The sequence below is a fragment of the Geomonas paludis genome, assembly GCF_014193585.1.
Classification (GTDB): Bacteria; Desulfobacterota; Desulfuromonadia; order Geobacterales; family Geobacteraceae; genus Geomonas; species Geomonas paludis.
In genome coordinates this window covers 782,883-807,483 of record NZ_BLXY01000001.1, presented here as the reverse complement: position 1 = coordinate 807,483, position 24,601 = coordinate 782,883, and the positions used below count along the sequence as shown (strand labels likewise).

The following is a 24,601-nucleotide window of genomic DNA, read 5'->3' as shown; positions in this document are numbered from 1 at the left end:
GACAGCTTTCCCTAATCATCTATTAGAATACTGTGACAACATCCCGTGACGCTCGTGTAAGGATCTTATCTCTGACAGTGCGGGTAACCACCACCTGATGAAATACACCATCGCGCAACTTCTCGACATACCGAAGCTGCAAACCATCCTCGACAGCCTGTACGAGGTATCCGGCATTCCTTCGGCCATCATCGACCTGGAAGGGAACATCCTGACCGGCTCCGGGTGGCAGGACATCTGCACCAAGTTCCACCGCGCCAACCCCACCACCGAGAAGTTCTGCATCGCAAGCGACCAGAAGATCACCAGCGGCCTGCAGGACCAGCAGCGCCACGTCCAGATCACCTGTCCCCAGGGGCTTACCGATACCGCCACGCCCCTGCTGATAGAGGGGGAACACCTGGCCAACATCTTCACGGGCCAACTCTTTCTGCACCCTCCCGATCGGCAGCATTTCCTGCTCCAGGCCGACAAGTACGGTTTCGAAACAGCATCCTACCTGCTGGCAATGGAGCGGGTCCCGGTCATCAGCCAGGACAAGCTGGACCAGAACCTTTCCTTCATCGCCAACCTGACCGAACTGCTCGCCATACAGGGGCTGACCCAGCTGAGATCGCTCGAGGTCCAGGAGTGCCTGCGCGAGAACGAGGAGCGCGTGCAGCAGATCATCGCCTCGGCCCAGGAAGGGATCATCGTCTACGACTGCGGGCTGCGCTTCCAGGTCTGGAACCGTTACATGGAGCAGATGTCGGGCTACCGCGCCGAGCAGGTCATCGGCAAGCGTCCGGGGGACGTCTTTCCCATGCTGGAGCGGGCGGGGGTGGTGGAGAGGCTCAAGCGGGTGCTGGCCGGCGATGACGTGAGCTCCGGGGAGGTCGAACTGGAACTTCCCGGTTCGGGACGCTCCATCTGGCATGCGGACACCCTGGCTCCCCTGAAAAACGCAGGCGGCGAGATCGTCGGCGTCATCGCCACGGTGCGTGACATCACCGAGCGCAAGCACACCGAGGAACAGCTGCGCCAGGCGCTGAAGATGGAATCGGTGGGGAGGCTCGCGGGCGGGGTGGCGCACGACTTCAACAACATGCTCACCGTCATCCTGGGACAGGCGCAACTGGCCCAGATGAAGATCACCCCTGACCATGAGCTGTGGCAGTCGCTCGAGCAGATCACGACAGCCGCGCAGCGCTCCGGCCAGATCACCCGGCAGCTGCTCGCCTTCTCCCGCAAGGAGATCATCGATCCCCGTCCGGTGGACCTGAACCAGCTCGTGGGCGAGGCGCAGAAGACGCTGCTGCGGCTCATCGAGGAGAGCATCACGCTGAACTTCTGTCCCGGGGCCGACCTGTGGAGCGTGAAGATGGATCCGTCCCAGGTCGACCAGGTGCTGGTGAACCTCGCCGTCAACGCCCGCGACGCCATGCCCGACGGCGGGCTCCTCTCCATCCACACCGAAAACGTGCACCTGAGCCAGAAAAGCTGCCAGTACCTGCGCGACGCCTTGCCCGGCGACTACGTGCAGCTGGTGGTGAGCGACACGGGTGTGGGGATGGGCGAGGAGGTGCTGGAGCACATCTTCGAGCCCTTCTACACCACCAAGGGGCTGGGCAAGGGGACCGGGCTGGGGCTCGCCACCGTGTACGGCATCGTCCGGCAAAACGGGGGCTTCATCAACGTCTACTCGGAGGTCGGCCACGGCACCTCCTTCAAGATCTACCTCCCCCGCAGCAGCAGTGCCGCGCCGGCGGAAGCCCAGAGGAGATGCACCGACGTCCGGATCGGCACCGGGACCGTGCTGCTGGTCGAGGACAACGACATGGTGCGCACGGTGACCAGGTCCTACCTCGAGGAACTGGGGTATCGGGTGATAGTCGCCGACACCCCCCGGCACGGGATCGACATCTGCACCAGCAGGGCGAACAGGATCGACCTGGTGCTGACCGACGTCATCATGCCCGGGATGAGCGGCAGCGACATGGTCCACGAGATCAAGGGCAGTTTCCCGGAGGTGAAGGTGCTGTTCATGTCCGGCTACACGGCCGACCTGGTGGCGCGCAGCGGTGTCGTCGAGGAAGGGATGCACTTCATCCAGAAACCGTTCGACATCAGCACCCTTTCCGTGAAGATCGAGGACACCTTCCTCTCCGACGACTGAGGCCGTCCCTCAACGTTTTCCCGACCGGCGGGGCGCTCTTTGAACCTGCCGGTTTTTTTTGTTGACTTTAGTTGGTCGTCAAACTAAGTTCCCATCTCATGGAAACTCGCAACATCGCCACCATCATCAGCGACACCCGCGCCGGGATCAACCGCTACCTGCTCCAGGAGCTCAAACGCCTGGGGATCGAGGGGCTGGCGCCGTCGCACGGCGCCATCCTGTACCACCTCTTCACCAACGAGCAGGTCACCATGAAGGACCTGGCCAAGGCGGTGCGCCGGGACAAGTCGACGGTGACCGCCCTGGTGGGAAAGCTGGTCGCCAACGGCTACGTGGACAAGGAGAGCAGCACGCTGGACCAAAGGACCGTGTACGTCCGGCTCTCGCAGCGGGGCCAGGCCTTGCAGCCGGTCTTCGAAGAGGTCTCGCGCAACCTGATCGACCAGATGTGGCGCGGCGTCGACGAGGCCGAACAGCGGGAACTGGTGCGCCTGCTGAAGAAGATCCGAGCCAACCTCCCCTAGCCTTCATCCCCTTGCATCCCCCCTCGTCCCTGGTATTCCCCCTTTGTCCGTTATATCCCCTTCATCCCCTTCATCCCTGTTAAACAGGCTTTTCAACGCGCTCCGACGGAGCAGGGCGAATTATTATTCGCCCCTACAGCTGTTGGCACCCCTCGTTGTTGCCAAGCACGTAAACTCAGCTACTGTTCTACCTTGTTTCACGAAATGAGAACTCTGCCGGTGGCCCGGCCGCCGGCGCAGGAGGTGCGGCGATGGCATACAGTCCCTGGATCGGAAACCTCAAGGTGAACGGGCGCTGGGGGAACTACGGCACGGTGAAACTGCTGCTGGACGAAACGACGGGCGGCGCCACGGCGCCACAGCTCCAGGTCACGGTGGAGATCGCGGCCCAGGGTACAGCGCCGGAACAGTTCGAAGTCGAGATCTTCAGCAACCTGAACCGCCGCGACTTCGTCAAGACCCACGAGCCGCTCGCCGACTCCGGCGGCCCCACCTCGTACTGGATGCCCTACCGGATGTCGTTTCAGGGCGACTCTTTCGACAACCTGGTCTTCGGCCTCACCCTGCCGGTGGAGAAGTGCGGCGCCTACCGCATCACCGCCCGCTACCGCGCCACCGGCTCCGACACCTGGTGGTGGCACAACGACTTCCCCCCCTGGCCGGACCTGCCCCTGCAGCGCGACTGTGCCGTGGTGGTTTCTCCCCGCAAGGCAGCCGACGCGTGCCTGTACGAGGCCAACGCGCTCACCGTGGAGGCGCTGGCCGGCGGTTCCTACGAGAACCGCAGCACCCTGGACGACTTCCTCTCCACCCACGACTTCGACGGCTTCAACCCCTTCCAGCTCACCTACGTCACCAAGGAGCTCGGCTTCAACACGCTCTGGCTCATGCCGGTCTTCCCCAACACGCAGTGGCGCTGGGACCGCCAGAAGTGGGATTGGGCCGCCAACGACAACCCGGGGAGTCCCTACTCGTCGCGGGACTACTGGAGCATCAACCGGTGGCTCGCCGACAACGCTGCGCCGGCGCGCGCCCTCGAGCTGTTCCAGATCCTGTTCCGGGAGGCGGGCGCCGTGGATCTGGACGTGTTCGTGGATCTGGCCTTCAACCACGCCGGCCGCGACGTCATCTACGGGTCAGGCGCGGTGGACCTGGGATTTTGCACCATGCAGGAGCAGGAAGAGTGGGTCCGGCAGCATCGCCCTTCCTGGTGCACCCGCGGCACCGCCTTCGTCGACGGGCACAGCGTCCCCTACTACCGCGAGGCCGCCCACTCCGACTTCGAATGTGCCGTCTGGGCGCCGACGGACCGCCTCAACGAGCACATCTGGGACGACGCCAACGTGGACTGGTTCTTCGGCGACTACTCTGCCTTGGGCCCCAAACCGGGGCGGGCTACCGATTATTGGGGCAACCCGGTGGCCCACTGGGACCCGACGGGGAACGCCGAGGACGAGCGCGACCTTTTCTACACCGACCTCGGCTCCGCAAGCGACACGGAGCAGCTCTGGCAGTACTTCGGCTACATCCTCCCCTACTGGATCGAGAAGAGCGGCGGCAAGCTGGCCGGCATCCGCGCCGACTTCGCCCAGGGGCTCCCCAACCAGCTCTGGGAGTACATCGTCAACCGCACCAGGAAGGCGCGCTGGGACTTCATCTTCCTGGCCGAGGTGCTCGACCCGGACGTGATCCAGTACCGGCTGAACCGGGTCTTCGACGTCCTGACCACCAAGGACCACCACCTGTACCGGATGAACGCGGTGAGGATGACCGACCTGTTCCACTCGCTGGAGGCGGAAAGCGCCCTGTTCGGCGGCGAGGCGCTGGTCATGCACAACGGCTCCAGCCACGACGAGGTGGACAACGACGACAAGTGGGCCATGATGGCCCGCTACGCCGTGACCGCCTCGATGTACGGCTGCCCGATGGTCTTCATGGGGCAGCCGCTGGGACTGGCCGACAAGCTCCCCTTCCGGGACAGCTGGGCCAACATGTACAGGGCATGGAGCGAGCACATCCCGGAGCGGGAGGCCGTGGGGCGGATGTACCTGAGGATCAACCGGGCGCGCGCGGCGACGCCGGAGTTGCGGGAGCCGAACCGGTACTTCCTGAGCCTGGTCGGGGGCGGGTTCCACGAGGAGATCTTCTCGGTGGCGCGCTGGCGCGGCGAGAGCGGGGAGAGGGACGCGGTGACGCTGGTGTTCGTCAACCTGAACGTGACCGCGGGCAACGCGGGGGTGTTCCGCCTGCCGGGGCAGATCAGGCTTTCCGGGCAGTACCAGGCGAGGAACCTGGTGGCGGACGACGCGCAGCGCGACCTGTGGCCGGCGCCGCGTGAGGCGCGGGACATCTACGACAGCGGCATCTACGTGGTCTTCACCATGGCCAACGAGGTGCAGTACCTGAAGCTGGTGCCGGTTTGATCATCCCTCAGCAGGCGGGCGGCTTCAGCCCGCCTTGCCCAGCACGAAATCGGCGATGGTGTGGGCGATCCGGTCGGAAGCGCAGCGGTCGTTGTTGAAGAGCATGTCGTAGAGGGCGGGGTCGTGGCCGTTTTGGTTCAGGAAGTCGCTGGTGAAGCGGTCGCGCACCTTCTGCTGCCGGTGCATGAGCTTCTCGGCCTCCTCCTCTTCGATGTTGAGGCGACGGGCCAGCGTGGCGATCTTGAAGGGTTCCGAGCCGTAGATCCTGAAGTGGTAGGAATGTTCCAGGTGCCTCGCCACGATGGCTCCCCCCAGGTCGAGGATGAGGACGTTGCCCTGCTCGGCAAGCGCCACCACGTGCTGTGACAGCGGCAGGAAATAGTCGTAGTTGCTCTTCCAGCGCGAGGAGAAGGTGGCCAGGATCTCGGACAGGAGCCGGTTGTTCTCGCCCAGGGTGCGCAGGATCTCCTGGGACAGGTTGTGGCGCTTGGCGACCTCCTCGATGATGGCGCGGTCGATCATGACCCATTCCTCGCCCGTCCTCTGCATCAGGATGTCGCGCAGGAGTTCGGCGGTGGGGTAGCCGGTGCAGCCGTATTCCCGGGAGATGGTGATGCAGGGGCGCGGCTTGGGCTTGGCGTGCCGCGAGGCCGCCTTCTCCTTCTGCCTGCGGTTGTACTCCTCGAGGCTCCCTATCCGCAAATCCACCGACGGTATGAACAGGTTGTCAGGCATCTCTCTCTCCTTCCGGCAGCTTGGGCCTTAGCCGCTCATCTCCTTCAGTTCCCGGATCAGGTCCACCTGGCGCTGGAAGATGAAACGGGACAGCACCCCCTCCGCCTGTGCATCGGAGCTGATGGAAAAGCGGCAGAGATCGCCGCCGTCGCCGCAGGCGACGTCCACCACGGTCGCCGGCAGTTCCAGGCGGCTCACCGTGTTGTGCAGCAGGTTGGGCATCAGCACCTTGAGCAGCACCTCGTCCCCCTTGACCAGCTGGCTCGGCTGCGCGCTCAAGGCCGAGAATCCCCCGAGGGACACATCCAGCGCCTGCGCCGCCACCGTGCGCCCCGCGACGGTTATCTCCGCCTCACAGGGAGGATCCAGTTCCAGTCGCAGCGAGGCGCGCTGTTCCGCCATCAGGTCCACGTAGCTGAAGTTGTGCAGCGAGGCCATCATGCGCCGCACGTCCGCGTCCTTCACGTCGGCCAGCAGGGTATGGCTGAAGGTGCCGCACTTGATGCAGGTCCGCCCGGAGAGCCCCAGGGCCACGGCCTGCTGCGGGTGCACGTCCAGCTCCAGTATCTGCCCGCTCACCTCCACCAGGGTGGCCGGATAGCTGATCGGCAGCCCCTTGTAGTAGTTCAGCAGTTTCACCCTGGTCCCCGCGCCGCTCTTGATGATATCCCTGAAGCCCGAGAGTATCTCCGCCGAGTCATGTTCCAGAGAGTTCTGCACCGTAGGCCGATAGAAGTTAGGTTCCATGTCGGGTCCCTTCCGGCTTCAGAGCAGGCCGTGCCGCTGCAGGATCGCCATCAGGTCCGCCCGCGCCACCGGCTTCACCAGGTAATCGGAGCAGTCGCCATCCCACATCGCCTCTTCCATGTTGGCGGGGGAATTGAGGGCGGTGGTCATGACGATCACGCTCTTTTTGCCCGCAGGTCCCTGTTCCTGTTCCGCCCGGCGCATCAGCTTCAGGGCCTGCTGCCCGTCCATTTCCGGCATGACGATGTCGAGCAGCACCAGGTCGAAAGGGGCGCCCTGCTGCAACGCCGAGGTGAAGCGCTCCACCCCTTCCCGGCCGTTGACCGCGGTCGCGATGTCCGCCACCCCCTGCAGAAACATAATGAGCCCCTCACGCAGAAATTCGTTGTCCTCGATGATCAAGCACTTCATCTCTCTCCCCTGTCCGCCAGCCGCGGTGGCGAAGCGACCGGTATCAATGCGGATCCGGATCGGGACGGCTGCCGGTCCTGGTTAGCTTATCGGCACTTGTTAATTAAGCTTGAAGAGGACTCAGGCTGTTTTTTTCATGTGAGCCCCTGCCCCGGCCCGGCCTCCTCCTCGAGTGCGCGGCGCACCGCCTCCTCGAATCCGGTCAGGGGAATGGGAAGGATCTTCCTGATCTCCTGGTCGTGGCAGATGACCTCGTTGCCCAGCCCCTCGATGAGCGGCATGGAGATGGACGGCTTCACCGGCGTGATGAGCCAGACCCAGTAGGAGGATAGCTTCGGGGTCAGCAGGGGGACCGGGATGATCTTGATGAACTTCTTTTCCACCTCGGCGAAGCGCTCCATCATGTCCCGGTAGGAGAGCAGTTCCGGCCCGCCGATGTCGTAGGTATGCCCGGCGGTGCGTGCGTCCTTCAGACACCCCACCAGGTAGGCAATCACGTCCTGTACCGCGATGAACTGACACCTGGTGGAGACCCAGCGCGGCGTGATCATGACCGGCAGCCGCTCCACGAGGTAACGGATCATCTCGAAGGAGGCGCCCCCCGCGCCGATGATGACGGCGGCCCTCAGGTAGGTGGTCTGGAAGGCGCCGCGCATCAGTATCCTGGCCACCTCCAGGCGGCTCGCCAGGTGTTCGGAGAGCTGGTCCCCCTCCTCCCCGAGCCCCCCCAGGTAGATGACCCGCTTCACCCCCTGCATCTCCGCCGCCGCCACGAAGTTCTCCGCCGCCTGGCGGTCGCGCTGCTCGAATCCCGCGCGCTCCCCCCCCATGGCGTGCACCAGGTAGTAGGCCGTCTCGATGCCCCGCAGCGGCGCGAGCAGCGAATTGCGCTGCAACATGTCCCCCTGCGCCACCTCCACCTGCGGCGGGAAAGCGACGTCGAGCCTGCGCACCAGGCACCGGACCGGGATCCCTTCCGCCGCCAGGGCGTCCACCAGCCTCCTCCCGATAAAACCGGTGGCGCCGGTGATCAGTACCTTCGCTTTTGCGTTCTCTGTCTCAGTCACGGTTTTCTCCGCTGGCAAAGTTCTATGACAGGTAGGGACTGAATCAGTTTAGGGCCTGTACAGTCAAAGTCAACACCGTGGCAGGCTGTGGCGCACCGGTACGGGGCATACAGTTTGCCGCTTTAAAACCTGCTCTGCATCCATTATCATTGCTACTCGGACCGCAGCCACCTCACCGGTCCTCAACTAACCCTATCGAAGGAGCATCGTCATGAGAGTCATGGTTGATCTGTGCATCGTCCCGCTGGGTGTCGGCGTTTCCCTTTCCAGCTACATCGCGGCCTGCGAGAAGGTGCTCAACGAGGCAGGGCTGAAGATCGCGCTGCATTCCTACGGGACCAACATCGAGGGGGAGTGGGACGAAGTCTTCGCCGCCATCAAGCGCTGCCACGAGACCGTCCACGCCATGGGCGCCCCGCGCATCACCACCACGGTAAAACTGGGCACCCGCACCGACCGGGAACAGACCATGGAGGACAAGATCAGGAGCGTGAAAGAGAAGATGTAAAGGAGAACAACAGCAGGGCCCGCACCTGCCGCCCGCTTGCAAAGAACGCACGGCGCAATATATTTGCACAGTCCCGGCGCTTTCAGCCCGGTACGTCAGCTCGTCAATCCGTTACTTCAGGAGGTGCGCCTATGTCGAAGAAACTGGTGGTGTGCTTTGATGGGACCTGGAACAAGCCGGACGATGGCAGCGACGGCAAGGACACCAACACCAACGTCGAGAGGCTCTTCGTCTCCATTGCCGGCGTCGATGCCCGCGGTTACTCCGGCGGCGACCTGACCGCCGGCACGCTGAAGTGGTACGACTCCGGCGTGGGCACCAAGTGGTTCCAACACATCCGCGGCGGCGCCTTCGGGTACGGGCTGTCGCTCAACATCCGGGAGGGGTACAAGTTCCTGATCGACAACTACGACCCCGGCGACGAGATCTACGTCTACGGCTTCAGCCGCGGCGCCTATACGGCCAGGAGCATGGTGGGATTGATCAGGAACTCCGGCCTCCTTGACCGGAACAGGATTCTCCGGGTCCAGTCCGGCGCGGACGAGAAATACCCGGACTGGCCCCGTCCGACGCTGGAACAGTTCAAGAAGATGCATCCCGACGACATCCCCCACGTCATGGACGCCTACCAGCTGTACCGCAACCACGACGGCAGCGCCGATACCGATTTCGCCGTGAGTTTCCGGGAGCAGTTCGCTCACCCCGACGTGAAGATCAGGCTGCTCGGGGTCTGGGACACCGTCGGCGCTCTCGGCATCCCCTTCAAGGTCTTCGAATCCTTCAACGCCGAACATTACAAGTTCCACGACCAGGAGCTGAGCGCCATCGTGGAAAATGCCTTTCACGCCATCGCCATCGACGAACACCGGGAAAACTTCGACGTGACCATCTGGAATCCCCAACAGAAGGTGAACCAGGTCATGGAGCAGGTCTGGTTCGCGGGCGCCCACGCCGATGTCGGGGGTGGCTATGACGTACCGGAGCACCCCCTTGCCGACGCGTCGCTGGCATGGATGCAGAGGAAGAGCCTTCTGGGCGGCAGCGGCCTTACTTTCAACACGCTGCAGTCGGTGAATGAAGAGAGGATCAAAAAAGCACAGCCGACCGATTCCTACCGGGAGTTTATGGGCGGCATGTACCGCATTGTGAAGGACCGGTATTACCGGAAGATGGGGGTGACGGAGTTCGGCAACGAGTTCTGCAGCTCCATCTGCGGCCAGATCACCGGATATGCCCCCAAGAACCAGGGCTACATCACCATCAAGCTGGAGCTGCCGGCCCCTCAGCAGTGACGGCTGATCCGGCAGACGTTGTGCGTATCGGCTTCCCACCATAGAGCCCTTCCCGAAGGAGGGGGACTGGCTCCGCCAGGTGCCTGTCCCCTTATTGCTTGGGAACGGTGTCTGAGCAGAAAGAAGCGTTCCGCTAAAGGGACAGGCACCTAATGGAGCCTGTCCCTTCTGCTACATGCGCCCCCTTTGCGAAAGGGAGACTGGTGGGATTGTTTTTTCAGGAAGTACAACGTCTGCGGGGCAGGTTACGGCATCTCCACCGAGAGCATTTCTATCTCGAAGAAGACGTCCTGGCCGGCGGGGAGGGGTTCCCGGTAGTCGCGCCTGCCCAGGGAGAGGGAGACGTCGCCGCCCAGGCCGGGGCCGAAATCATAGGCGACGCCGGGGGCGCGATCGGTCGAGAAGGCGAAGTGGGATCCCAGGGGAAAGGGGAAGAGATTGGCTTCGTTGGCAGGCACGCGGATGACGCGGTGATCGCCGCGGGCCATCCCCATCAGCCCCTGCTCCAGGGCCGGCGGAACGCGCCCCGCTCCCACCACGAACTCGAGGGTGTTGTGCTCGCCGACGAGGTAAACCCTGCCGTCATCGAGCCTGCACTTGTACCTGATGTTGATCCGTTTGCCGGGTTCGGTTTCCATGGGGCACCGCCTTGTTTGGGTTGGGGCCAGAAACCAGAATATAGTAGCAAAGACATTAGCTATTTCAAATCAAGCTACGGCGGGATGCCGATCCAGGCCGCGCCGAAGACACCGGCGGAGTCGCCGAGCCCGTTTTTCAGGATCGGCGTACGCAGGTCGTTGTGGAAGGCGTAGTGGCGCACCCGCTCCACCCCGGCGTGGTACAGCTCATCGATGTTGGAAAGCCCTCCCCCCAGGACCACGGCATCCGGGTCGAGGATGGAGATGAGGCCGCCCAGGCTGCGGCCGAAATCGTCGAGGAAGGTGTTGAAGGCCAGCAGTGCCCGCTCCTCGCCCCCGCGGGCTCCGGCCACGATCTCCTCCATGGTGAGGCTGACGCCGTTGCGGGCCAAGTAGGCGGCCTCCACTCCGGATCCGCTGATCTTGGTCTCGATGCAGCCGCGGTTGCCGCAGTAGCAGGGCGCCCCGGCGGGATCGATGGCAACGTGCCCCCACTCGCCGCTGATACGGTGCGGCCCCTCGCGCACCACGCCGTCGAAGCAGATCCCGCCGCCGCAGCCGGTCCCCATGATGACACCGAACACCACCTGGTGCCCGACACCCGCGCCCTTGCGGCACTCGGCCAGGGTGAAGCAGTCGGCGTCGTTGCGCACCCCCACCCTTCGCCCCAAAAGCCGCTCCAGGTCCGCCTGGAACGGACGTCCGATGAGGCAGACCGAGTTGGCGTTGCGCACCAGACCGGTGACCGCATCCACCGAGCCCGGAATACCCACGCCCAGCGTATAGGGAGCCTGTTGTGGCAGTCGCGCCGCGAGATCGCGCACCAGCTGCGCCACCGACTCCAGGATGGCCTGGTATCCCTCGGCCAGCGGCGTGGACCGGCGCTCCCGTACCAGCACCTTGTCGAACGGGTCGAGCAGCACCCCTTCCGTCTTGGTCCCGCCGAGGTCGATGCCGATACGATATATCTCTGCTGCAACCATTGCTGCTCCTGTCACTGGATGAAGTCCCACCAGCATAAGAGAATTCGTAACAGTTAATCAAGCGTTCAAGAGTCGGCTGTTCACTGACGATACTGTTTTATCGAGACCAGCTGCCACTGACAGCGGCCTACTATTGCTTGGGAGGTCCATTATGGGACAGTTACAGAGAATCATGCTTTCATTGATCCTCGTTGTCTGGCTTGCAGGCTGTGGAGGTGGTGGTTCGCCTACGCCGCCTGCGGTGCGAGGTGTCGCCGCGACAGGCAAGGCGCTCGGCAATGCTGCGGTGACAGTCATCGACTCCCGGGGGGGCGTTAAATCAGCAACGACCTCGGCAACAGGAAGATTCAGCATCAACGTTCACGGGATGACCGCACCCTACGTGGTAAAGGTGGATGCCGGCGCGGGTCGATTCCTTTACTCCTTTGCCGACGACGTGGGCACCGCCAACGTCAACCCCTTCTCCGACCTGGTGGTCCGCTCTGCATGTGGCGGGGCCGCCGCCGAAACCTCTCACGTTGCCATCAGGGGAAACCTTGCCGGCGCCGTTGCGCAACTAAAGGCAAGGTTCGGCATCATGTTGACCACCTACCACGTGCCGGCCGCCTTCGACCCGCTGCATTCGGCCTATTCGATAGGGAACGCCCTGGATCGGCTCTTCGACGCCATTACCGTCACCGTCGCCGGCGACGGCGCATCGATAACCATAACCAACACCGCCACCGGTGCAACCATCTACCTCTCCACGATAACGTCTTCCGGCGCCTTCGGCGGTACTGTTGCCGACGCAAATGTCCCGGTGCCTTCAAGCAGGGACACCGACAACTTTACCACCACGCCCAAGGTAGCTGCCGGCTACAACGCTTCAATGGCGTTGAAGACAGACGGCACCGTGTGGGCCTGGGGCAACAACAACGAAGGTCAGCTTGGCGACGGGACCACCACCTCCCGAACCACGCCGGTACAGGTGCACGGCTTGAGCAATATCGTCGATATAAGGACCGGCGACAACACCCCCATCGCGTTGAAAAATGACGGGACCGTCTGGATTTGGGGGCGGGACCAACGTCATTTTGATCAGACGACCATGACAGTACCGACCCTCCCTATTCCGCAACAGTTGCCGGGTCTGTCTCAGGTGATTGCCATCGCCGGAGGCCACAGCCACGGGGTCGCGTTGAAAAGCGACGGCACGGTCTGGTGGTGGGGGCGGGATTCGTATCCGATAACCTCCGGGACAGCACCAGCACAAATCGCGGGGCTCACCGGGGTCAAATCCATATCCGCCTACTACGCCCTCAAGACGGATGGCACTGTCTGGACCTTGAACTTTGCGGCGACTCCGGAGCAGGTCACCGCCCTTTCCGGCATCAGTTCATTGATGGAGCTTGGGGCTGGAGCCATGGGACCAAGTGGCGGGCAGTATGCCGTAAAGTCAGACGGCACCGTCTGGAGTTTGGGGACTACCGTTGCGGAGGTCACGACCATTTCGGGAGTGACCGCCATTTCGGACTCTATTTCGAGGGGGCTCAGTTACCCGATCAAACCGATGGTGGCCTTGAAAGCGGACGGGACCGTGTGGAACTGGGGGGAAGACGAAACGGCCACACAGGTAAGCTCCCTGGCAGGAATAACCGGTATATCGGTAGGTCTTGATTATGTCCTGGCACTGGAATCGGACGGCACCATCTGGGCATGGGGCAACAATTTCAGCGGGGCATTGGGCGACGGCACTACCACGAACCGGGCGACGCCTGGGCCGGTCAGCGGCTTGCGACTCAGGTGACTGCTGCGCTACAAGCAGTAACAACACCCCGCTGGCTGCTGCCATGCGGGGTGTTTTTTTCGCCAAAGGGCACAAGGACTTATTCCAGCCCCTCCGGCCGCCATGTCCGAGCGGGCCAAGGCTGCAGTGCCGGTTGACGCAGGGGTGGCCCCTACGCCTTGCCCCCCGCTTCACCCGCTTCACCCGCGTTATCCGCCTCCGCCGGCTCCGCCTTCTTCTCCTTGAAGAACACCACGAAAGCGCCGCTGCCTCCCATGTCGCTGGGGGCCTGCACGAATTCCGCGACCATCCCCTTGCCGTGCTCCCGGAGCCAGTTGGCGACGGCGACCTTCAGCACCGGCTCCCCCGGAGAATTGTTCCCCTTCCCGGTGATCACCAGCACCCCTTTCTGACCGCGGTTGTAGGCCGCCTTCACGAAGCGCTCCAGGTTTTCCAGCGCCTCGTCGCGGGTCAGCCCGTGCAGGTCGAGCTGCAGGTCGATCCTGATCCCGCCCCGGCGCACCTGGCGCAACCGGTTCACCGCCGCCGGGCGCGGGGCGGCCTCCTCTTCCTGGACCTGGTCCGAAAACCGGACGTCGAGCCGCAGGGCTTCCAGGGCCTTCAGGAAAACTTCCTGGTCCTCCTCGTCGCGGCGGGCCTTCGCGGTCTGCTGCGCCTTTACCTGCGCCGGCGGCGTGGTCCCCGAGATGCGCTTGATGCCGGCCACCGCCTCGAAGAACAGCATCTCGTCGGAGAGCTCCTGTGCCGCGTTGGCGGGCTTATCCTCCTTCTTCTTGGGGGGAGCCGGGGCCGACGGCGCACCCTGCAGGTTGAGGGCGGCACCCTTGAGCGCCTTGAAGGGGGAGGCACTGAACTCTTTCTGTTTGGGCTGCTGTTTCTCTTTGTCCTTCTTTTTCATGGGTGGGCCCTTTCCTATGTTTCTGCTCTGCCTGCGGGCCATTACTGCGGAGTGACAGATGCGCGCCAGCATAAGCTGCTGTTTTTGCGTGTATCAAAGGGGGAGGGTGTACGATATCGAGAGAGGAGATAAATTAGCCTACTCCAATCGGCATGGTATACTACCAAGGTTTTGGGGTGCATGTCAACGATCAGTGTCGGCCAGCGGCAGGTACTGCGATCCTGGCGCACGCGGGGGACGGTGCATGGAAAGCTACGGCAACTACCCGAACCAGACGGCCCGTAAAGACGGGATGGACGACTCCGGCCTGGAAATAGCCTCGCTGCTGGTGAAGTCCGGCTACCTGGCGGAGACGCAGCTGGCCTACGCCCAGCGTGTGAAGACCAAGCTGGCGACGCCGAGGACGCTGATCGCGGTGCTGCTGGAGCTGGGCTTCTTCAGCCGGGAGCAGTTGCGCGAGACCCTGCGCAACAACATGGTTTCGGTGAAGCTGGGCGCCCTTTTGGTGGAGCTCGGCTACCTGAAGCCGGCCGAGCTGCAGGCGGCCCTCGGCATCCAGCGCGACGGGGACAACACCAAGATGCTCGGGGAGATCCTCGTGGAGCAGCGCTTCATCGAGGAGTACACGCTGGCTGAGGTGCTCGCCTTCCAACTGGGCTACCCCTTCATCGACCTGCAAGCGGCCGACATCGACCGTTCGCTCCTGGCCAAGGTGCCGCAGCACTGGCTGGCGCAGCACAACTTCGTCCCGGTCCGGGAGGAGAACGGGCAGGTGCTGGTGGCGATAGCCGACCCCCTGAACCTGGAGGGGAGAAGGACCGCGGAGAAGCTCTTCGGGCAGGGCAACACCGTCTTTGCCATCTGCACCATGAAGGCGATCCGCGATGCCTTCACCCTGCTCAAGCGGGGGATGATCCAGGGCGACGGCACCGCGACCGACGAGCACACCGTCACCGGCATCGTCAACTCCATCTTCGAGGAGGCGCTCAAGGAGGGGGCCAGCGACATCCACATCGAGCCGATGCGCAGCGTGCTCCGGGTCCGCTTCCGCCGGGACGGCATGCTGGTGCTCTACAAGGACCTGGCCAAGGAGCTGGCGCTGCCGGTCAGCAGCAGGATCAAGGTGATGGCCGAGGCGGACATCGCCGAGCGAAGGAGGCACCAGGACGGCCGGATCTGCTACGAGAGCCCCAAGACCGGCGCTACGCTGGACATGCGGGTCTCCTTCTACATCACCATCTACGGCGAAAAGATCGTGCTGCGCCTTTTGAGCATGAAGGGTGAGCTGCTGGACCTGAAAGAGATCGGCATGCCCGCGCGCATGCTGGAGCGCTTCATCGACGACGCGCTCGACACGCCCAGCGGTGTCCTCATCGTCACCGGCCCCACCGGCAGCGGCAAGACCTCCACCCTGTACAGCTGCGTGCAGCACCTGAACGAACTCTCCACCAGCATCGTCACCGCCGAGGAACCGGTCGAGTACGTGATCGAGGGGATCGCCCAGTGTTCCATCAACCAGAAGATCGGGGTGACCTTCGACGAGACCCTGCGCCACATCGTGCGCCAGGACCCGGACATCATCGTCCTGGGCGAGATCAGGGACAGCTTCTCTGCCGAGACCGCGATCCAGGCCGCCCTGACCGGGCACAAGGTGCTCACCACCTTCCACACCGAGGACAGCGTCGGCGGCCTGTTGCGCCTGATGAACATGGACATCGAGGCGTTTCTCATCGCCTCGACCGTGGTCTGCGTGCTGGCGCAGCGCCTGTTGCGCCGGGTCTGCCCGGAGTGCGCCGAGCCCTACCTCCCCAACCCCACCGAGCTCAGGAGGATCGGCTACAGCAACGTCGACCTGAGGGGGGCGGAGTTCCGGACCGGGCGGGGGTGCGGCAAGTGCCGCTACAGCGGCTACCGGGGGCGGGTGGGGGTCTTCGAGATGCTGATCCTGAACGAACTGGTGAAGGACGCCATCCTGAGCAAGAAGACGTCCTACGAGATCCGGAAGATCTCCACCGAGAGCACCGGCATGGTGACCCTCCTGGAGTCGGGACTGTGCAAGGCGGCACGGGGCGAGGTTTCGCTGCACGACACGGTGCGGCTGCTGCCCAGGATCGGCAAGCCGCGCCCGATCGCCGAGATCAGGCGCCTTCTGGGGGAATGACATGCAAAGCAAGCCCTTCGTCGACGTCGTCAAGGAGCACCTGGAATCGGAAACGCTCAACCTCCCGGTGTTCCACCCGGTCGCCGTGAAGCTGCAGGCGATCCTGTCGGGCAAGGATTTCACCATCGACCAGGTGGTGGCGCTGATCATCAAGGACCAGGCACTGACCAGCCAGATCCTGAGGCTCGCCAACTCCGCCTTTTTCAGCGGCCTGGCCAAGGTGACCACCATCACCGACGCGGTGGTGCGGCTGGGGGCGCGCGAGATCGCCAGCGTGGCCATGCTCGCCTCCCAGCAAAACAGCTACAACAGCTTCACCCATCCCGAACTGAAGAGCCAGTCGCAGGTCCTTTGGAAGCACGCCATCGGCTGCGCCATCGGCACCCGCTGGCTGTGCGAGAAAAACGGCTACAAGCAGCTTGCGCAGGAAGGGTTCATCGCCGGGCTCCTGCACGACATCGGCAGTCTGTTGATACTCAAGGTGCTGGAGGGGATCGTCAACGCCGACACGGAGCGCAAAGGGGTGTCGCGCGAGCTCACCGCCGAGATCATGGCGGCGATGCACACGGAATCCGGATACCAGCTGATGCAGAAATGGAACCTGCCGGAGATGTATTGCACCATCGTGCGCGACCACCACAAGGAACTTACCGACACCGGCGACGTGCTGCTGAGCCTGGTGCGGCTGGTGGATCACGCCTGCCGGAAACTGGGGCTTGGAGGGGCGCCGGAGCCGAACCTGATGCTGGCGGCTACCTTCGAGGCGCAAAGCATGGGGATCAAGGAGATCATGCTCGCCGAACTGGAGATCATGATCGAGGACGCCATGGAGATGGTCACCGCTGCCTCTTGAGAAACTCTACGAATCCCTCGTCGAAGATACGCTGTACCTCCCACTTTTCACCGCGGTCCTTGGCCTGCCGGATGGCCTTCACCTGGCAGCCGATGAAGGCGACCAGGAGGATGAAGGCCAGGGCGATCTGCAGGCGCCAGGCGAAGGTCGACAGCCTCGGCTCCGGCGACGGCAGCACCCGCGGGGTCTGCTGGGATAGCTGCAGCAGTTGCTGCGCGGAGATGTAGCCGATCAGGCGGTCGCGGTCGGCCTCGTCGATCATGCGGTACCTGACCGCGGTGCTGAAGCGGGCCTGGCCCGGGAGATCCCGTACCTCGACCACCTCCCCCACTATTTCCACCAGGTGCTGGACGTTGGGGATGTAGATGCTCAGTTCGATCAACTGCCCCACGATCAGCTTCTGGCTGATGTTGATGCGCAGCCCGCCGCCGGAGATGTTGGCCGCCACCGGCGGGGTGTCCTTGCGCTTTTCCAGCCTGGCCCGGATTTCCTCCCTGCTGTCCTCCAGTTCCTCCGGTTCACCCGGTTCCGGGGTCTGGGCCGCGAACTCCATCTCCCGGCGCCGTTGCAGCCAGCGCAGCCGCACATCCGCCTCGATCTGGGACAGGGGCAACCGGTAGTCCAGGGGGAGGTAGACGTCCTGGCGGTAGTACTCCCTGGGCTCGAATGGGTAGACCTCCTCGATGAGCCGCAGCGCCAGGCGGTGCTCCACGCCGTCCACCTGCACCAGTACCGCGCGGCAGGTGAGCGCCTGCTCCTGCTCGGGGAGCCCCACGTTGAGGGTCTGGCCGGTCTCGAGCCTGGTCTCCTCCGGGAGCTGGTCACGGGAGAGATCGACCAGCAGCAGGTCGTCGTCCAGCGTGGCCACCGCCCCCCATTCGGGGAACCAGCCGCCACCCTCCAGCGGTATCCCCACGCGGACCCGGGTCCCTTCCCGGAAATACCGCGCGTATTGTTCCAGCTCCTCTGCCATAACACCTCCGTCCTGCCAACCCTCTTCGGCCGTTGGCGCCGAAACCTTAGTGCGCCTCGGCCCAGTTTTGACCGAAGTTGAGGTCGACCTTGAGCGGCACCGACAGCGGCAGCGCCCCCTCCATCTCGCTGCGCACCAGTTCCTCCATGAGCTCCCGCTCGTTTTCCGGCACCTCGAACACCAGTTCGTCGTGCACCTGCATGATCAGGCGGCTGGCCACCCGCTCCTCGCGCATGCGGCGGCAGACCTTGATCATGGCCGCCTTGATGATGTCGGCCGCGGAGCCCTGGATCGGGTAATTGGTGGCGTTTCTCTGGGCGAAGGCCCGTATGTTGCCGTTCTTGCTGGCGATCTCCGGGATCTGCAGCCTTCTCCCCAGGATGGTGGTGACGAAGCCGCAGGTCTCGGCCTCGGAGATGCAGCTGTCCAGGAAGCTCCTGGCGCCGGCATGGCGCTCGAAGTAGCTGTCGATGAAGGCCTTGGCCTGCTTGGCGGTGACCCCGAGCTCCTTGGCCAACGAGAAGGCCCCCTGGCCGTAGATGACGCCGAAGTTGATCACCTTGGCCTGGCGCCGCATCTCGGGGGTGACCAGTTCCGGGAACATGCCGAACACCTCGGCCGCCGTGCGGCGGTGCACGTCCTCACCGGAGGCGAAGGCCTCGCTGAGCACCCGGTCCCCGGAGAGGTGCGCCAGCACCCGCAACTCGATCTGCGAGTAGTCCGCGGAAAGGATCAGGCTCCCGGGCTCGGCCACGAAGGCGCGCCTGATGTCGCGCCCCTCCGCCCCGCGCACCGGGATGTTCTGCAGGTTCGGGTCGGACGAGGAGAGCCTGCCGGTGTTGGTGACCGCCTGGTTGTAGGAGGTGTGCACGCGCCCGGTCCTCGGGTCCACGAGCTTCGGCAGCGCATCGGTGTAGGTCGATTTCAGCTTGGAGATGCTGCGGTACTGCAAGAGCAGCCGGGCCACCTCGTGCTGCTCGGCCAGCCGCTCCAGTTCCTCGACGTTGGTGGACCAGCCGGTCTTTCCTTTGGTCTTTTTGCCGACCGCGAGCCCCATGCGCTCGAAGAGCATCTCACCCAGCTGCTTGGGGGAGTTGATATTGAAGGGGCCGCCGCAGTGGTCGTGGATCTTCGCCTCCAGCTCGATGAGCTGTTTGCCGAACCCGGCGGACAGCTCCTTCATGAGCTCCAGGTCCAGCTTCACACCGCACAGCTCCATGTCCGCCAGGATCTCCATGAGCGGCATCTCGATGTCGAAGAGGAGCTCCTCCATCCCCTGCTCACGCACCTTCGGGAGCAGGATCTCGTGCAGCAGGAAGGTGGCGTCGGCGTCCTCGCAGGAGTACGGGCCGGCGCGGTCCAGGTCCACCTCGGAGAAGTTCAGTTCGCACTTGCCGGTGCCGGCCACCTCCGCGTACGAGATCATGCGGTGGTCCAGGTACTCCAGCGCCAGGGCGTCCAGCCCCTGGCTGTTGCGCGACGGGTTGACCAGGTAGGCGGCCAGCATGGTGTCGCACCAGATGCCGGCGAATGCGACGCCGGCCAGCTGCAGCACCTGGTAGTCGTACTTCAGGTTCTGGCCGATCTTCTTGCGGTTCGGGTCGGCAAGGAGCGGTCCCAGAAGCTCCAGCACCAGTTTTTCAGAAAGCTGTTCCGGGGCGCCCAGGTAGCGGTGCCCGACCGGGATGTAGTAGGCCTCGTGGGAGTGGCAGCTCACCGCGTAGCCGACCACGGCGGCCTCGAACGGGTTCAGGCTGGTGGTCTCCAGGTCGATGGCGAAGGCGGGCGCCTTTTCCAGCTTCGCCACCAGTTCGCGCAGTTCGGCCTCGGTCAGCACCAGCGAGTAGCGGTCGCAGGAAAGGGTGGGCGAACTGGTCAGATCCTTCAAGAGCGTGGCGAAACCGTACTCGCGGAACAGCGCGGCCAGCCGGCGGTTGTCGGGAGGGGTGACCGCGAAGTCGTCGATGTTGTAGTCGATGGGGACGGCGCAGTCGATGGTGGCCAGGGTGCGGCACAGGCGGGCCTGGTCGGCGAACTCCACCAGCCGCTCCCCGGTCTTCCCCTTCACCTCGGAGGCCCGCGCCAGCAGTTCGTCCAGCGTGCCGAACTCCTGCATGAGCTTCTTCGCGGTGACCTCCCCGACGCCCGGGACCCCCGGGATGTTGTCGGAGGTATCCCCCCAAAGCGCCAGCACGTCGACCACCCGCGCCGGTTCCACCCCGAACTTCTCGATCACGTCCGGTATGCCGAAGCTCTTGTCCTTCATGGTGTCCAGAAGCGTCACGTGCTCGGTGACGATCTGCATCAGGTCCTTGTCGCCGGTGACCACCACGCAGTCGAGACCCGCCGCTTCCGCCTTCTTGGCGATGGTCCCGATGATGTCGTCCGCCTCCCAGCCGGGCAGCTCCAGCGCCGGGATGTTGAAGGCGCGCACCATCTGCTTGATCGGCTCGATCTGCTGGGCCAGATCCTCTGGCATGGCGCTCCGGGTCGCCTTGTAGGCGGGGAAGAGCTCGTTTCGGAAGGTGATCTTGCCGGCGTCGAACACCACGGCCACGTGCGCCGGCGCCCGGTCCTTCATGACCTTCAAGAGCATCTGGGTGAAGCCGTAGAGCGCGTTGGTGGGAAAACCGTTGGGGGAGCTCAAGTGGCGGATGGCGAAATAGGCGCGGTAGATATAGGAAGAGCCGTCCAGCAGGTACAGTGTTTCTCTTTCGGCCGTCACCTAGTTCTCCTCTTTGGTGAAGACCACGAAGGCCATGGCCGGGCGCTTGCTGGCGTCACGCATGGCGAACTGCATGGCGTCGAATTTCCATCCCTTCCGGGTCCATTCGTTGAGCGCCTCCTCGATGGTGTCCTCGGAAACATGGCTCAGCTCGACGACCTTGTACTGCAGCATAAATACTCCTCACGACTGGGATTTTCCCGGCCATATTATCTGATAAACCCTTATGCATCAAGGCGAAATGTTCTGTTGCAAAAAAGATCCAAACTGCTATGATTCTCAAAAATCAAAAAAGGAGGTCCAGCAAGTTCAGGCAGTTAGGCATCGGCGTTAACAACCAGGTAAAAGGGGAGCCAGCATGGCACGAGACGAAGAAAAAACCATCGACGAATTGGCACAGCGGATGGAAATCAACCTGGCAATGGACTACGAGAAAAAGGACTTGAAGGCACAAAGGGAGTTGGTGAAACAACACCTCTACGACGGCTCCAAAAAATTGAAGCACACTGTACCCAAAGGGAAGCGGATTTAAACCAGGAGAAGGAAACAACGGGGAGGGGGCTTGAGGAAACGGCTCCCTCCCCTTAAATTTTGCCTACCAATACGCGCCCGGTGGCGCACCAGCGGAGGGAGAAGATGGCAATCGTCAGGTACAACCCGCTCAGCGAACTACGAAGCATGCAGGACAAGATGAACCGGCTGCTGGACCTGGCCTGGACCCGCGAAATCGGCGAGGAGATCAGGGAGGGGGTCTGGCACCCGCCGGCCGACGTCTACGAGAGCAACGCGGCGGTCACCATCAAGGTGGAACTGCCCGACCTGGACCTCTCCGACATCGAGATCAGGGCCGAGGACCACACCCTGACCATCAAGGGGGAACGAAAGCACACCGAGGAGATCAGGAAGGAGAACTTCCACCGCATCGAGCGCTACTTCGGCCCCTTCCAGAGGAGCTTCGCCGTCCCCCCCGACTTCGATGCCGCGGGTTTCAACGCGAGCTGCGACTGCGGCGTCCTCACCATCGTCATCCCCAAGACCATCACCGTCGAGGTCGGCTGAGGCTTACCCCTCGTTCATGCTGCCGGTGCGGTACCCCTGCAGGTCGAGCGACACGTACGTGAAGCCGGCCTGCCGGAAGAAGTCCAGGGTGCGCTGGCGCAGGCCCGGCTCCAGCATCCGCCCCAGCTCCGCCTCGGAGAGTTCGATGCGCGCGCTCTCCTGGTGGAAGCGCACCCGGTACACCCGGAACCCTTCCCCCTTGAGAAATTCTTCGCAACGCTCCACCTGGTTCAGCCTCTGCTCCGTGATTTCGGTGCCGTAAGGAAAACGGCTGGCCAGGCAGGCATAGGCCTGCTTGTCCCAGGTGGGGAGCCCCATCTCGCGCGACAGCTCCCTGATGTCCCCTTTGGCCAGTTCGGCCTCCAGCAGCGGCGAGCGCACCTTCAACTCGCAAGCGGCCACCCGCCCGGGGCGGTAATCCCCGAGGTCGTCGGTGTTGCTGCCGTCGGCGACGAAGGCGAAGCCAAGCTCGCGCGCCTTGTCGCTGCAGATCCGGAACAGTTCGCTCTTGCAGTGGTAGCAGCGGTCCTTGGGGTTGTGGCTGAAACCGGGGATTTCCAGTTCGTTGGACTCGACCAGGAGCTGGGTGGCGCCGAGGGACGCGGCCAGCCGCTTCGCCTCGTTCAGTTCACTTTCCGGGTAGGTGGGTGAGGTGGCGGTGACGGCGAGGACCTTTTCGGTCCCGAGGGTATCGATGGCCGCCTTGAGCAGGAAGGTGGAATCGACCCCGCCCGAGAAGGCAACCAGGACGGTCCCCATCTCGCGCAGGATCTCTTGCAGTTTGGTGTATTTTTGCCGGGGTGATGCCATGGGGCCTCGCGGGACCGCGCCCGGGGACACCCCACACGTAACAGCCGTTGGAGCCGCCGCGGCTGCAGTCGTTTTGGTATGTAAAGCTGCCTGCCGACTTAGATGAAGTACATGAAGCGGTGATCCTGCTCCCGCTTGATGCCCAGCGCCTCACCCCGCTCGCAGAGGGTCTTCAGGGTGATCGACTCGAAGAACTCGTTCAGCCTGGAGTTGGACTCCTCCCAGACCGTCTGGGTCACACAGCTCCCGTCGAAGCCGCACTCCCCCTTTTTCCTCCCGGCGCAGTCGACAATCAGGGTATCCCCCTCGGTCGCCTCGATGACGGCGCGCACCGTGATGTCCTCGGGGCTCTTGGCGAGGCAGTATCCCCCCTGGGGGCCGCGCTTGCTCTTCAGGATGCCGTGCTTTTTCAGGCCCTGGAAGATCTGCTCGAGGTAGCGGGGCGAGATGTCCTGGCGCCGCGAGATGTCCTGGATCTGCGCCGGCTGGGACCCGGCGTTGTAGGCGATGTCGAAAAGAGCCCTCAAGCCGTAACGGCTCTTGGTGGAAAGTCTCATGTCTGTATCTCCCGCTGTTTAATGGTTAAGCGAGGATACAATACCACATTTTTCATGTCAAGAATATAAAGAATTGCATGTCCGCATTTACCACTGCGGACCTGCGCCATATCACCAGTACCGCTGCGGCGGCTCGACCCGCTCCACCAGGGTGATGGCGCCGTCGATGACCTGGAACACGTCGCCGTACATGTTGGTCCACTTGTCCCCTTCTTCCAGCGGCGTCGGAACCTCGCGGCTCCCCAGGAAAACCTCGGCGTCGCCGATGTAGGCGTACCACTCCAGGTTGCCGTTCATCCACATTTTGTTCTTGATTTCCATTAAGCCTCCCAGCCTTTTTTTCTCATGATACTACTGAAAAGTATACGCTCCGGTCAAGCAACTCCGGTTTTAGCTTGTTGCCGCACACGGTTTTTGTTATTTACAGTAGATACTTTCCTTGGGGGTCTTTCTCTATGAAATTCACAAAGATGCAGGGTGCCGGCAACGACTACGTCTACGTCAACTGTTTCGAAGCAACCGTGCAGGACCCCGCCGCCGTGGCCGTCAAGGTGTCCAACCGCAACTTCGGCATCGGCTCCGACGGCTTGATCCTGATCATGCCCAGCGAGGTGGCCGACGTCAGGATGCGCATGTTCAACTCCGACGGCTCCGAGAGCGAGATGTGCGGTAACGGCATCCGCTGCGTCGCCAAGTACGCCTACGACCACGGCATCGTCGCCAAGAAGGAGATCACCGCCGAGACCGGCGCCGGGATCCTCACCCTCCAGCTTTTTACCGGCGCCGACGGCAAGGTGGAGAAAGTGCGGGTCAACATGGGACCGCCCCGCCTCATCCGCAAGGAGATCCCGATGGTCGGGAATCCTGAAGAGAAGGTGATTAGCGAACCGCTCAACATCCTGCACTCCACCTTCAACATCACCTGCGCCTCGATGGGGAATCCCCACTGCGTCATTTTCGTCGATGACGTCGACAACTTCGAGGTGGCGAAGTACGGGCCGCTAATCGAGAACCACGAGCTGTTCCCGCGCCGCACCAACGTCGAGTTCGTGCAGGTGATCTCGCGCACCGAAGTGCGCCAGCGCACCTGGGAGCGCGGCGCCGGCGAGACACTCGCCTGCGGCACCGGCTCCAGCGCGGTCACCGCAGCCTGCGTGCTGAACGGCCTGACCGAGAAGAAGATCCTGAACCACCTGACCGGCGGCGACCTCGAAATGGAGTGGAGCGAGGACGGCAACATCTACATGACTGGCCCGGCGGTCGAGGTCTTCAGCGGCGAGATAAACATAGATTAAG

General features: G+C 63.3%; 24 protein-coding genes. 11 read left to right on the top strand and 13 right to left on the bottom strand.

Going from position 1 to position 24,601, the window contains the following annotated elements:
* Positions 1-97: 97 nt before the first annotated feature.
* The 3 genes from H7687_RS03240 (at position 98) to H7687_RS03230 (ending at position 5,102) form a co-directional block, all read left to right on the top strand.
* Positions 98-2,155: a PocR ligand-binding domain-containing protein gene (locus H7687_RS03240; protein WP_183345054.1), complete on the top strand. Its 2,058-nt coding sequence runs from the start codon at positions 98-100 to the stop codon at positions 2,153-2,155.
* 98 nt (positions 2,156-2,253) lie between these two features.
* Positions 2,254-2,679 (top strand): MarR family winged helix-turn-helix transcriptional regulator, encoded by a 426-nt coding sequence (locus tag H7687_RS03235; protein ID WP_183345052.1) that lies wholly within the window; start codon positions 2,254-2,256, stop codon positions 2,677-2,679.
* A 251-nt stretch (positions 2,680-2,930) separates the two neighbouring features.
* A complete protein-coding gene (locus tag H7687_RS03230; protein WP_183345050.1) occupies positions 2,931-5,102 on the top strand; it encodes an alpha-amylase family protein in 2,172 nt (723 codons plus the stop codon).
* A 24-nt stretch (positions 5,103-5,126) separates the two neighbouring features.
* On the opposite strand, the gene H7687_RS03225 is transcribed toward H7687_RS03230, so the two are convergent.
* The 4 genes from H7687_RS03225 to H7687_RS03210 form a co-directional block, all read right to left on the bottom strand.
* Positions 5,127-5,837, bottom strand: a complete 711-nt coding sequence (locus tag H7687_RS03225; RefSeq protein ID WP_183345047.1) for a cytidylate kinase-like family protein — start codon at positions 5,835-5,837, stop codon at positions 5,127-5,129.
* Between the two features lie 27 nt (positions 5,838-5,864).
* A complete protein-coding gene (locus tag H7687_RS03220) occupies positions 5,865-6,584 on the bottom strand; it encodes a PilZ domain-containing protein (protein WP_183345045.1) in 720 nt (239 codons plus the stop codon).
* An 18-nt stretch (positions 6,585-6,602) separates the two neighbouring features.
* Positions 6,603-6,995, bottom strand: coding sequence for a response regulator (locus H7687_RS03215; protein WP_183345043.1), 393 nt, complete (start codon positions 6,993-6,995; stop codon positions 6,603-6,605).
* A 134-nt stretch (positions 6,996-7,129) separates the two neighbouring features.
* On the bottom strand, positions 7,130-8,062 hold the full coding sequence (locus tag H7687_RS03210) for an NAD(P)H-binding protein (protein WP_183345041.1): 933 nt from the start codon (positions 8,060-8,062) through the stop codon (positions 7,130-7,132).
* 211 nt (positions 8,063-8,273) lie between these two features.
* On the opposite strand from H7687_RS03210, the gene H7687_RS03205 reads away from it, so the two are divergent.
* Both H7687_RS03205 and H7687_RS03200 read left to right on the top strand, forming a co-directional pair.
* Positions 8,274-8,570, top strand: a complete 297-nt coding sequence (locus H7687_RS03205; protein WP_183345039.1) for an MTH1187 family thiamine-binding protein — start codon at positions 8,274-8,276, stop codon at positions 8,568-8,570.
* A gap of 131 nt (positions 8,571-8,701) precedes the next feature.
* Positions 8,702-9,862, top strand: a complete 1,161-nt coding sequence (locus tag H7687_RS03200) for a T6SS phospholipase effector Tle1-like catalytic domain-containing protein (RefSeq protein WP_183345037.1) — start codon at positions 8,702-8,704, stop codon at positions 9,860-9,862.
* A 245-nt stretch (positions 9,863-10,107) separates the two neighbouring features.
* On the opposite strand, the gene H7687_RS03195 is transcribed toward H7687_RS03200, so the two are convergent.
* Together H7687_RS03195 and H7687_RS03190 are read right to left on the bottom strand one after the other, a co-directional pair.
* Positions 10,108-10,500, bottom strand: coding sequence for an FKBP-type peptidyl-prolyl cis-trans isomerase (locus H7687_RS03195; protein ID WP_183345035.1), 393 nt, complete (start codon positions 10,498-10,500; stop codon positions 10,108-10,110).
* 74 nt (positions 10,501-10,574) lie between these two features.
* Complete coding sequence (locus H7687_RS03190; RefSeq protein ID WP_183345033.1) at positions 10,575-11,483, bottom strand: ROK family protein; 909 nt, start codon at positions 11,481-11,483, stop codon at positions 10,575-10,577.
* 151 nt (positions 11,484-11,634) lie between these two features.
* Between H7687_RS03190 and H7687_RS03185 the strand changes: the two genes are divergently transcribed.
* On the top strand, positions 11,635-13,269 hold the full coding sequence (locus H7687_RS03185) for an RCC1 domain-containing protein (RefSeq protein ID WP_183345031.1): 1,635 nt from the start codon (positions 11,635-11,637) through the stop codon (positions 13,267-13,269).
* A gap of 151 nt (positions 13,270-13,420) precedes the next feature.
* Here the strand turns inward: H7687_RS03185 and H7687_RS03180 are convergent, their stop codons facing one another.
* The gene (locus tag H7687_RS03180) at positions 13,421-14,167 is read right to left on the bottom strand and encodes a Smr/MutS family protein (protein ID WP_183345029.1); all 747 of its coding nucleotides are present in this window, start codon (positions 14,165-14,167) and stop codon (positions 13,421-13,423) included.
* Positions 14,168-14,411: 244 nt separating this feature from the next.
* On the opposite strand from H7687_RS03180, the gene H7687_RS03175 reads away from it, so the two are divergent.
* Both H7687_RS03175 and H7687_RS03170 read left to right on the top strand, forming a co-directional pair.
* A complete protein-coding gene (locus H7687_RS03175) occupies positions 14,412-16,328 on the top strand; it encodes a GspE/PulE family protein (protein ID WP_183345027.1) in 1,917 nt (638 codons plus the stop codon).
* 1 nt (position 16,329) lies between these two features.
* Positions 16,330-17,181 (top strand): HDOD domain-containing protein, encoded by an 852-nt coding sequence (locus tag H7687_RS03170; protein WP_183345025.1) that lies wholly within the window; start codon positions 16,330-16,332, stop codon positions 17,179-17,181.
* On the opposite strand, the gene H7687_RS03165 is transcribed toward H7687_RS03170, so the two are convergent.
* From H7687_RS03165 to H7687_RS03155, 3 genes are read right to left on the bottom strand one after another with little or no spacing between them, the layout of a single operon-like run.
* Positions 17,165-18,154 carry a PilZ-like domain-containing protein gene (locus tag H7687_RS03165; protein WP_183345023.1) on the bottom strand — a complete coding sequence of 330 codons (990 nt, stop codon included), beginning with the start codon at positions 18,152-18,154 and terminating at the stop codon, positions 17,165-17,167. The genes H7687_RS03170 and H7687_RS03165 overlap by 17 nt on opposite strands.
* Before the next feature lie 46 nt (positions 18,155-18,200).
* Complete coding sequence (gene polA, locus H7687_RS03160; RefSeq protein WP_183345022.1) at positions 18,201-20,879, bottom strand: DNA polymerase I; 2,679 nt, start codon at positions 20,877-20,879, stop codon at positions 18,201-18,203.
* Positions 20,880-21,053 carry a DUF4177 domain-containing protein gene (locus H7687_RS03155; protein WP_183345020.1) on the bottom strand — a complete coding sequence of 58 codons (174 nt, stop codon included), beginning with the start codon at positions 21,051-21,053 and terminating at the stop codon, positions 20,880-20,882. It abuts the gene before it with no gap.
* Between the two features lie 184 nt (positions 21,054-21,237).
* On the opposite strand from H7687_RS03155, the gene H7687_RS03150 reads away from it, so the two are divergent.
* Entirely contained in the window at positions 21,238-21,411 is a 174-nt protein-coding gene (locus H7687_RS03150; RefSeq protein ID WP_183345018.1) for a hypothetical protein, read from the top strand.
* A 104-nt stretch (positions 21,412-21,515) separates the two neighbouring features.
* Positions 21,516-21,938: an Hsp20/alpha crystallin family protein gene (locus H7687_RS03145; RefSeq protein WP_183345016.1), complete on the top strand. Its 423-nt coding sequence runs from the start codon at positions 21,516-21,518 to the stop codon at positions 21,936-21,938.
* Positions 21,939-21,941: 3 nt separating this feature from the next.
* Here H7687_RS03145 and larE read toward each other — a convergent pair whose 3' ends face one another.
* The 3 genes from larE to H7687_RS03130 form a co-directional block, all read right to left on the bottom strand.
* Complete coding sequence (gene larE, locus H7687_RS03140) at positions 21,942-22,748, bottom strand: ATP-dependent sacrificial sulfur transferase LarE (RefSeq protein WP_183345014.1); 807 nt, start codon at positions 22,746-22,748, stop codon at positions 21,942-21,944.
* Between the two features lie 98 nt (positions 22,749-22,846).
* Positions 22,847-23,305 carry an RrF2 family transcriptional regulator gene (locus H7687_RS03135; protein ID WP_183345005.1) on the bottom strand — a complete coding sequence of 153 codons (459 nt, stop codon included), beginning with the start codon at positions 23,303-23,305 and terminating at the stop codon, positions 22,847-22,849.
* Between the two features lie 111 nt (positions 23,306-23,416).
* Positions 23,417-23,626: a hypothetical protein gene (locus H7687_RS03130; RefSeq protein ID WP_183345002.1), complete on the bottom strand. Its 210-nt coding sequence runs from the start codon at positions 23,624-23,626 to the stop codon at positions 23,417-23,419.
* A gap of 134 nt (positions 23,627-23,760) precedes the next feature.
* On the opposite strand from H7687_RS03130, the gene dapF reads away from it, so the two are divergent.
* Positions 23,761-24,600, top strand: a complete 840-nt coding sequence (gene dapF, locus H7687_RS03125) for a diaminopimelate epimerase (RefSeq protein ID WP_183345000.1) — start codon at positions 23,761-23,763, stop codon at positions 24,598-24,600.
* Position 24,601: the final 1 nt, after the last annotated feature.

Coding starts and splice junctions, on each gene's coding strand:
- H7687_RS03165 (WP_183345023.1), bottom strand. CDS start 18,154: ATGGCAGAGGAGCTGGAACAATACGCGCGGTATTTCCGGGAAGGGACC.
- H7687_RS03190 (WP_183345033.1), bottom strand. CDS start 11,483: ATGGTTGCAGCAGAGATATATCGTATCGGCATCGACCTCGGCGGGACC.
- H7687_RS03200 (WP_183345037.1), top strand. CDS start 8,702: ATGTCGAAGAAACTGGTGGTGTGCTTTGATGGGACCTGGAACAAGCCG.
- H7687_RS03240 (WP_183345054.1), top strand. CDS start 98: ATGAAATACACCATCGCGCAACTTCTCGACATACCGAAGCTGCAAACC.
- H7687_RS03155 (WP_183345020.1), bottom strand. CDS start 21,053: ATGCTGCAGTACAAGGTCGTCGAGCTGAGCCATGTTTCCGAGGACACC.
- H7687_RS03235 (WP_183345052.1), top strand. CDS start 2,254: ATGGAAACTCGCAACATCGCCACCATCATCAGCGACACCCGCGCCGGG.
- H7687_RS03130 (WP_183345002.1), bottom strand. CDS start 23,626: ATGGAAATCAAGAACAAAATGTGGATGAACGGCAACCTGGAGTGGTAC.
- larE (WP_183345014.1), bottom strand. CDS start 22,748: ATGGCATCACCCCGGCAAAAATACACCAAACTGCAAGAGATCCTGCGC.
- H7687_RS03225 (WP_183345047.1), bottom strand. CDS start 5,837: ATGCCTGACAACCTGTTCATACCGTCGGTGGATTTGCGGATAGGGAGC.
- H7687_RS03180 (WP_183345029.1), bottom strand. CDS start 14,167: ATGAAAAAGAAGGACAAAGAGAAACAGCAGCCCAAACAGAAAGAGTTC.
- H7687_RS03220 (WP_183345045.1), bottom strand. CDS start 6,584: ATGGAACCTAACTTCTATCGGCCTACGGTGCAGAACTCTCTGGAACAT.
- H7687_RS03205 (WP_183345039.1), top strand. CDS start 8,274: ATGAGAGTCATGGTTGATCTGTGCATCGTCCCGCTGGGTGTCGGCGTT.
- H7687_RS03195 (WP_183345035.1), bottom strand. CDS start 10,500: ATGGAAACCGAACCCGGCAAACGGATCAACATCAGGTACAAGTGCAGG.
- H7687_RS03150 (WP_183345018.1), top strand. CDS start 21,238: ATGGCACGAGACGAAGAAAAAACCATCGACGAATTGGCACAGCGGATG.
- H7687_RS03230 (WP_183345050.1), top strand. CDS start 2,931: ATGGCATACAGTCCCTGGATCGGAAACCTCAAGGTGAACGGGCGCTGG.
- H7687_RS03170 (WP_183345025.1), top strand. CDS start 16,330: ATGCAAAGCAAGCCCTTCGTCGACGTCGTCAAGGAGCACCTGGAATCG.
- dapF (WP_183345000.1), top strand. CDS start 23,761: ATGAAATTCACAAAGATGCAGGGTGCCGGCAACGACTACGTCTACGTC.
- H7687_RS03145 (WP_183345016.1), top strand. CDS start 21,516: ATGGCAATCGTCAGGTACAACCCGCTCAGCGAACTACGAAGCATGCAG.
- H7687_RS03215 (WP_183345043.1), bottom strand. CDS start 6,995: ATGAAGTGCTTGATCATCGAGGACAACGAATTTCTGCGTGAGGGGCTC.
- H7687_RS03135 (WP_183345005.1), bottom strand. CDS start 23,305: ATGAGACTTTCCACCAAGAGCCGTTACGGCTTGAGGGCTCTTTTCGAC.
- H7687_RS03185 (WP_183345031.1), top strand. CDS start 11,635: ATGGGACAGTTACAGAGAATCATGCTTTCATTGATCCTCGTTGTCTGG.
- H7687_RS03175 (WP_183345027.1), top strand. CDS start 14,412: ATGGAAAGCTACGGCAACTACCCGAACCAGACGGCCCGTAAAGACGGG.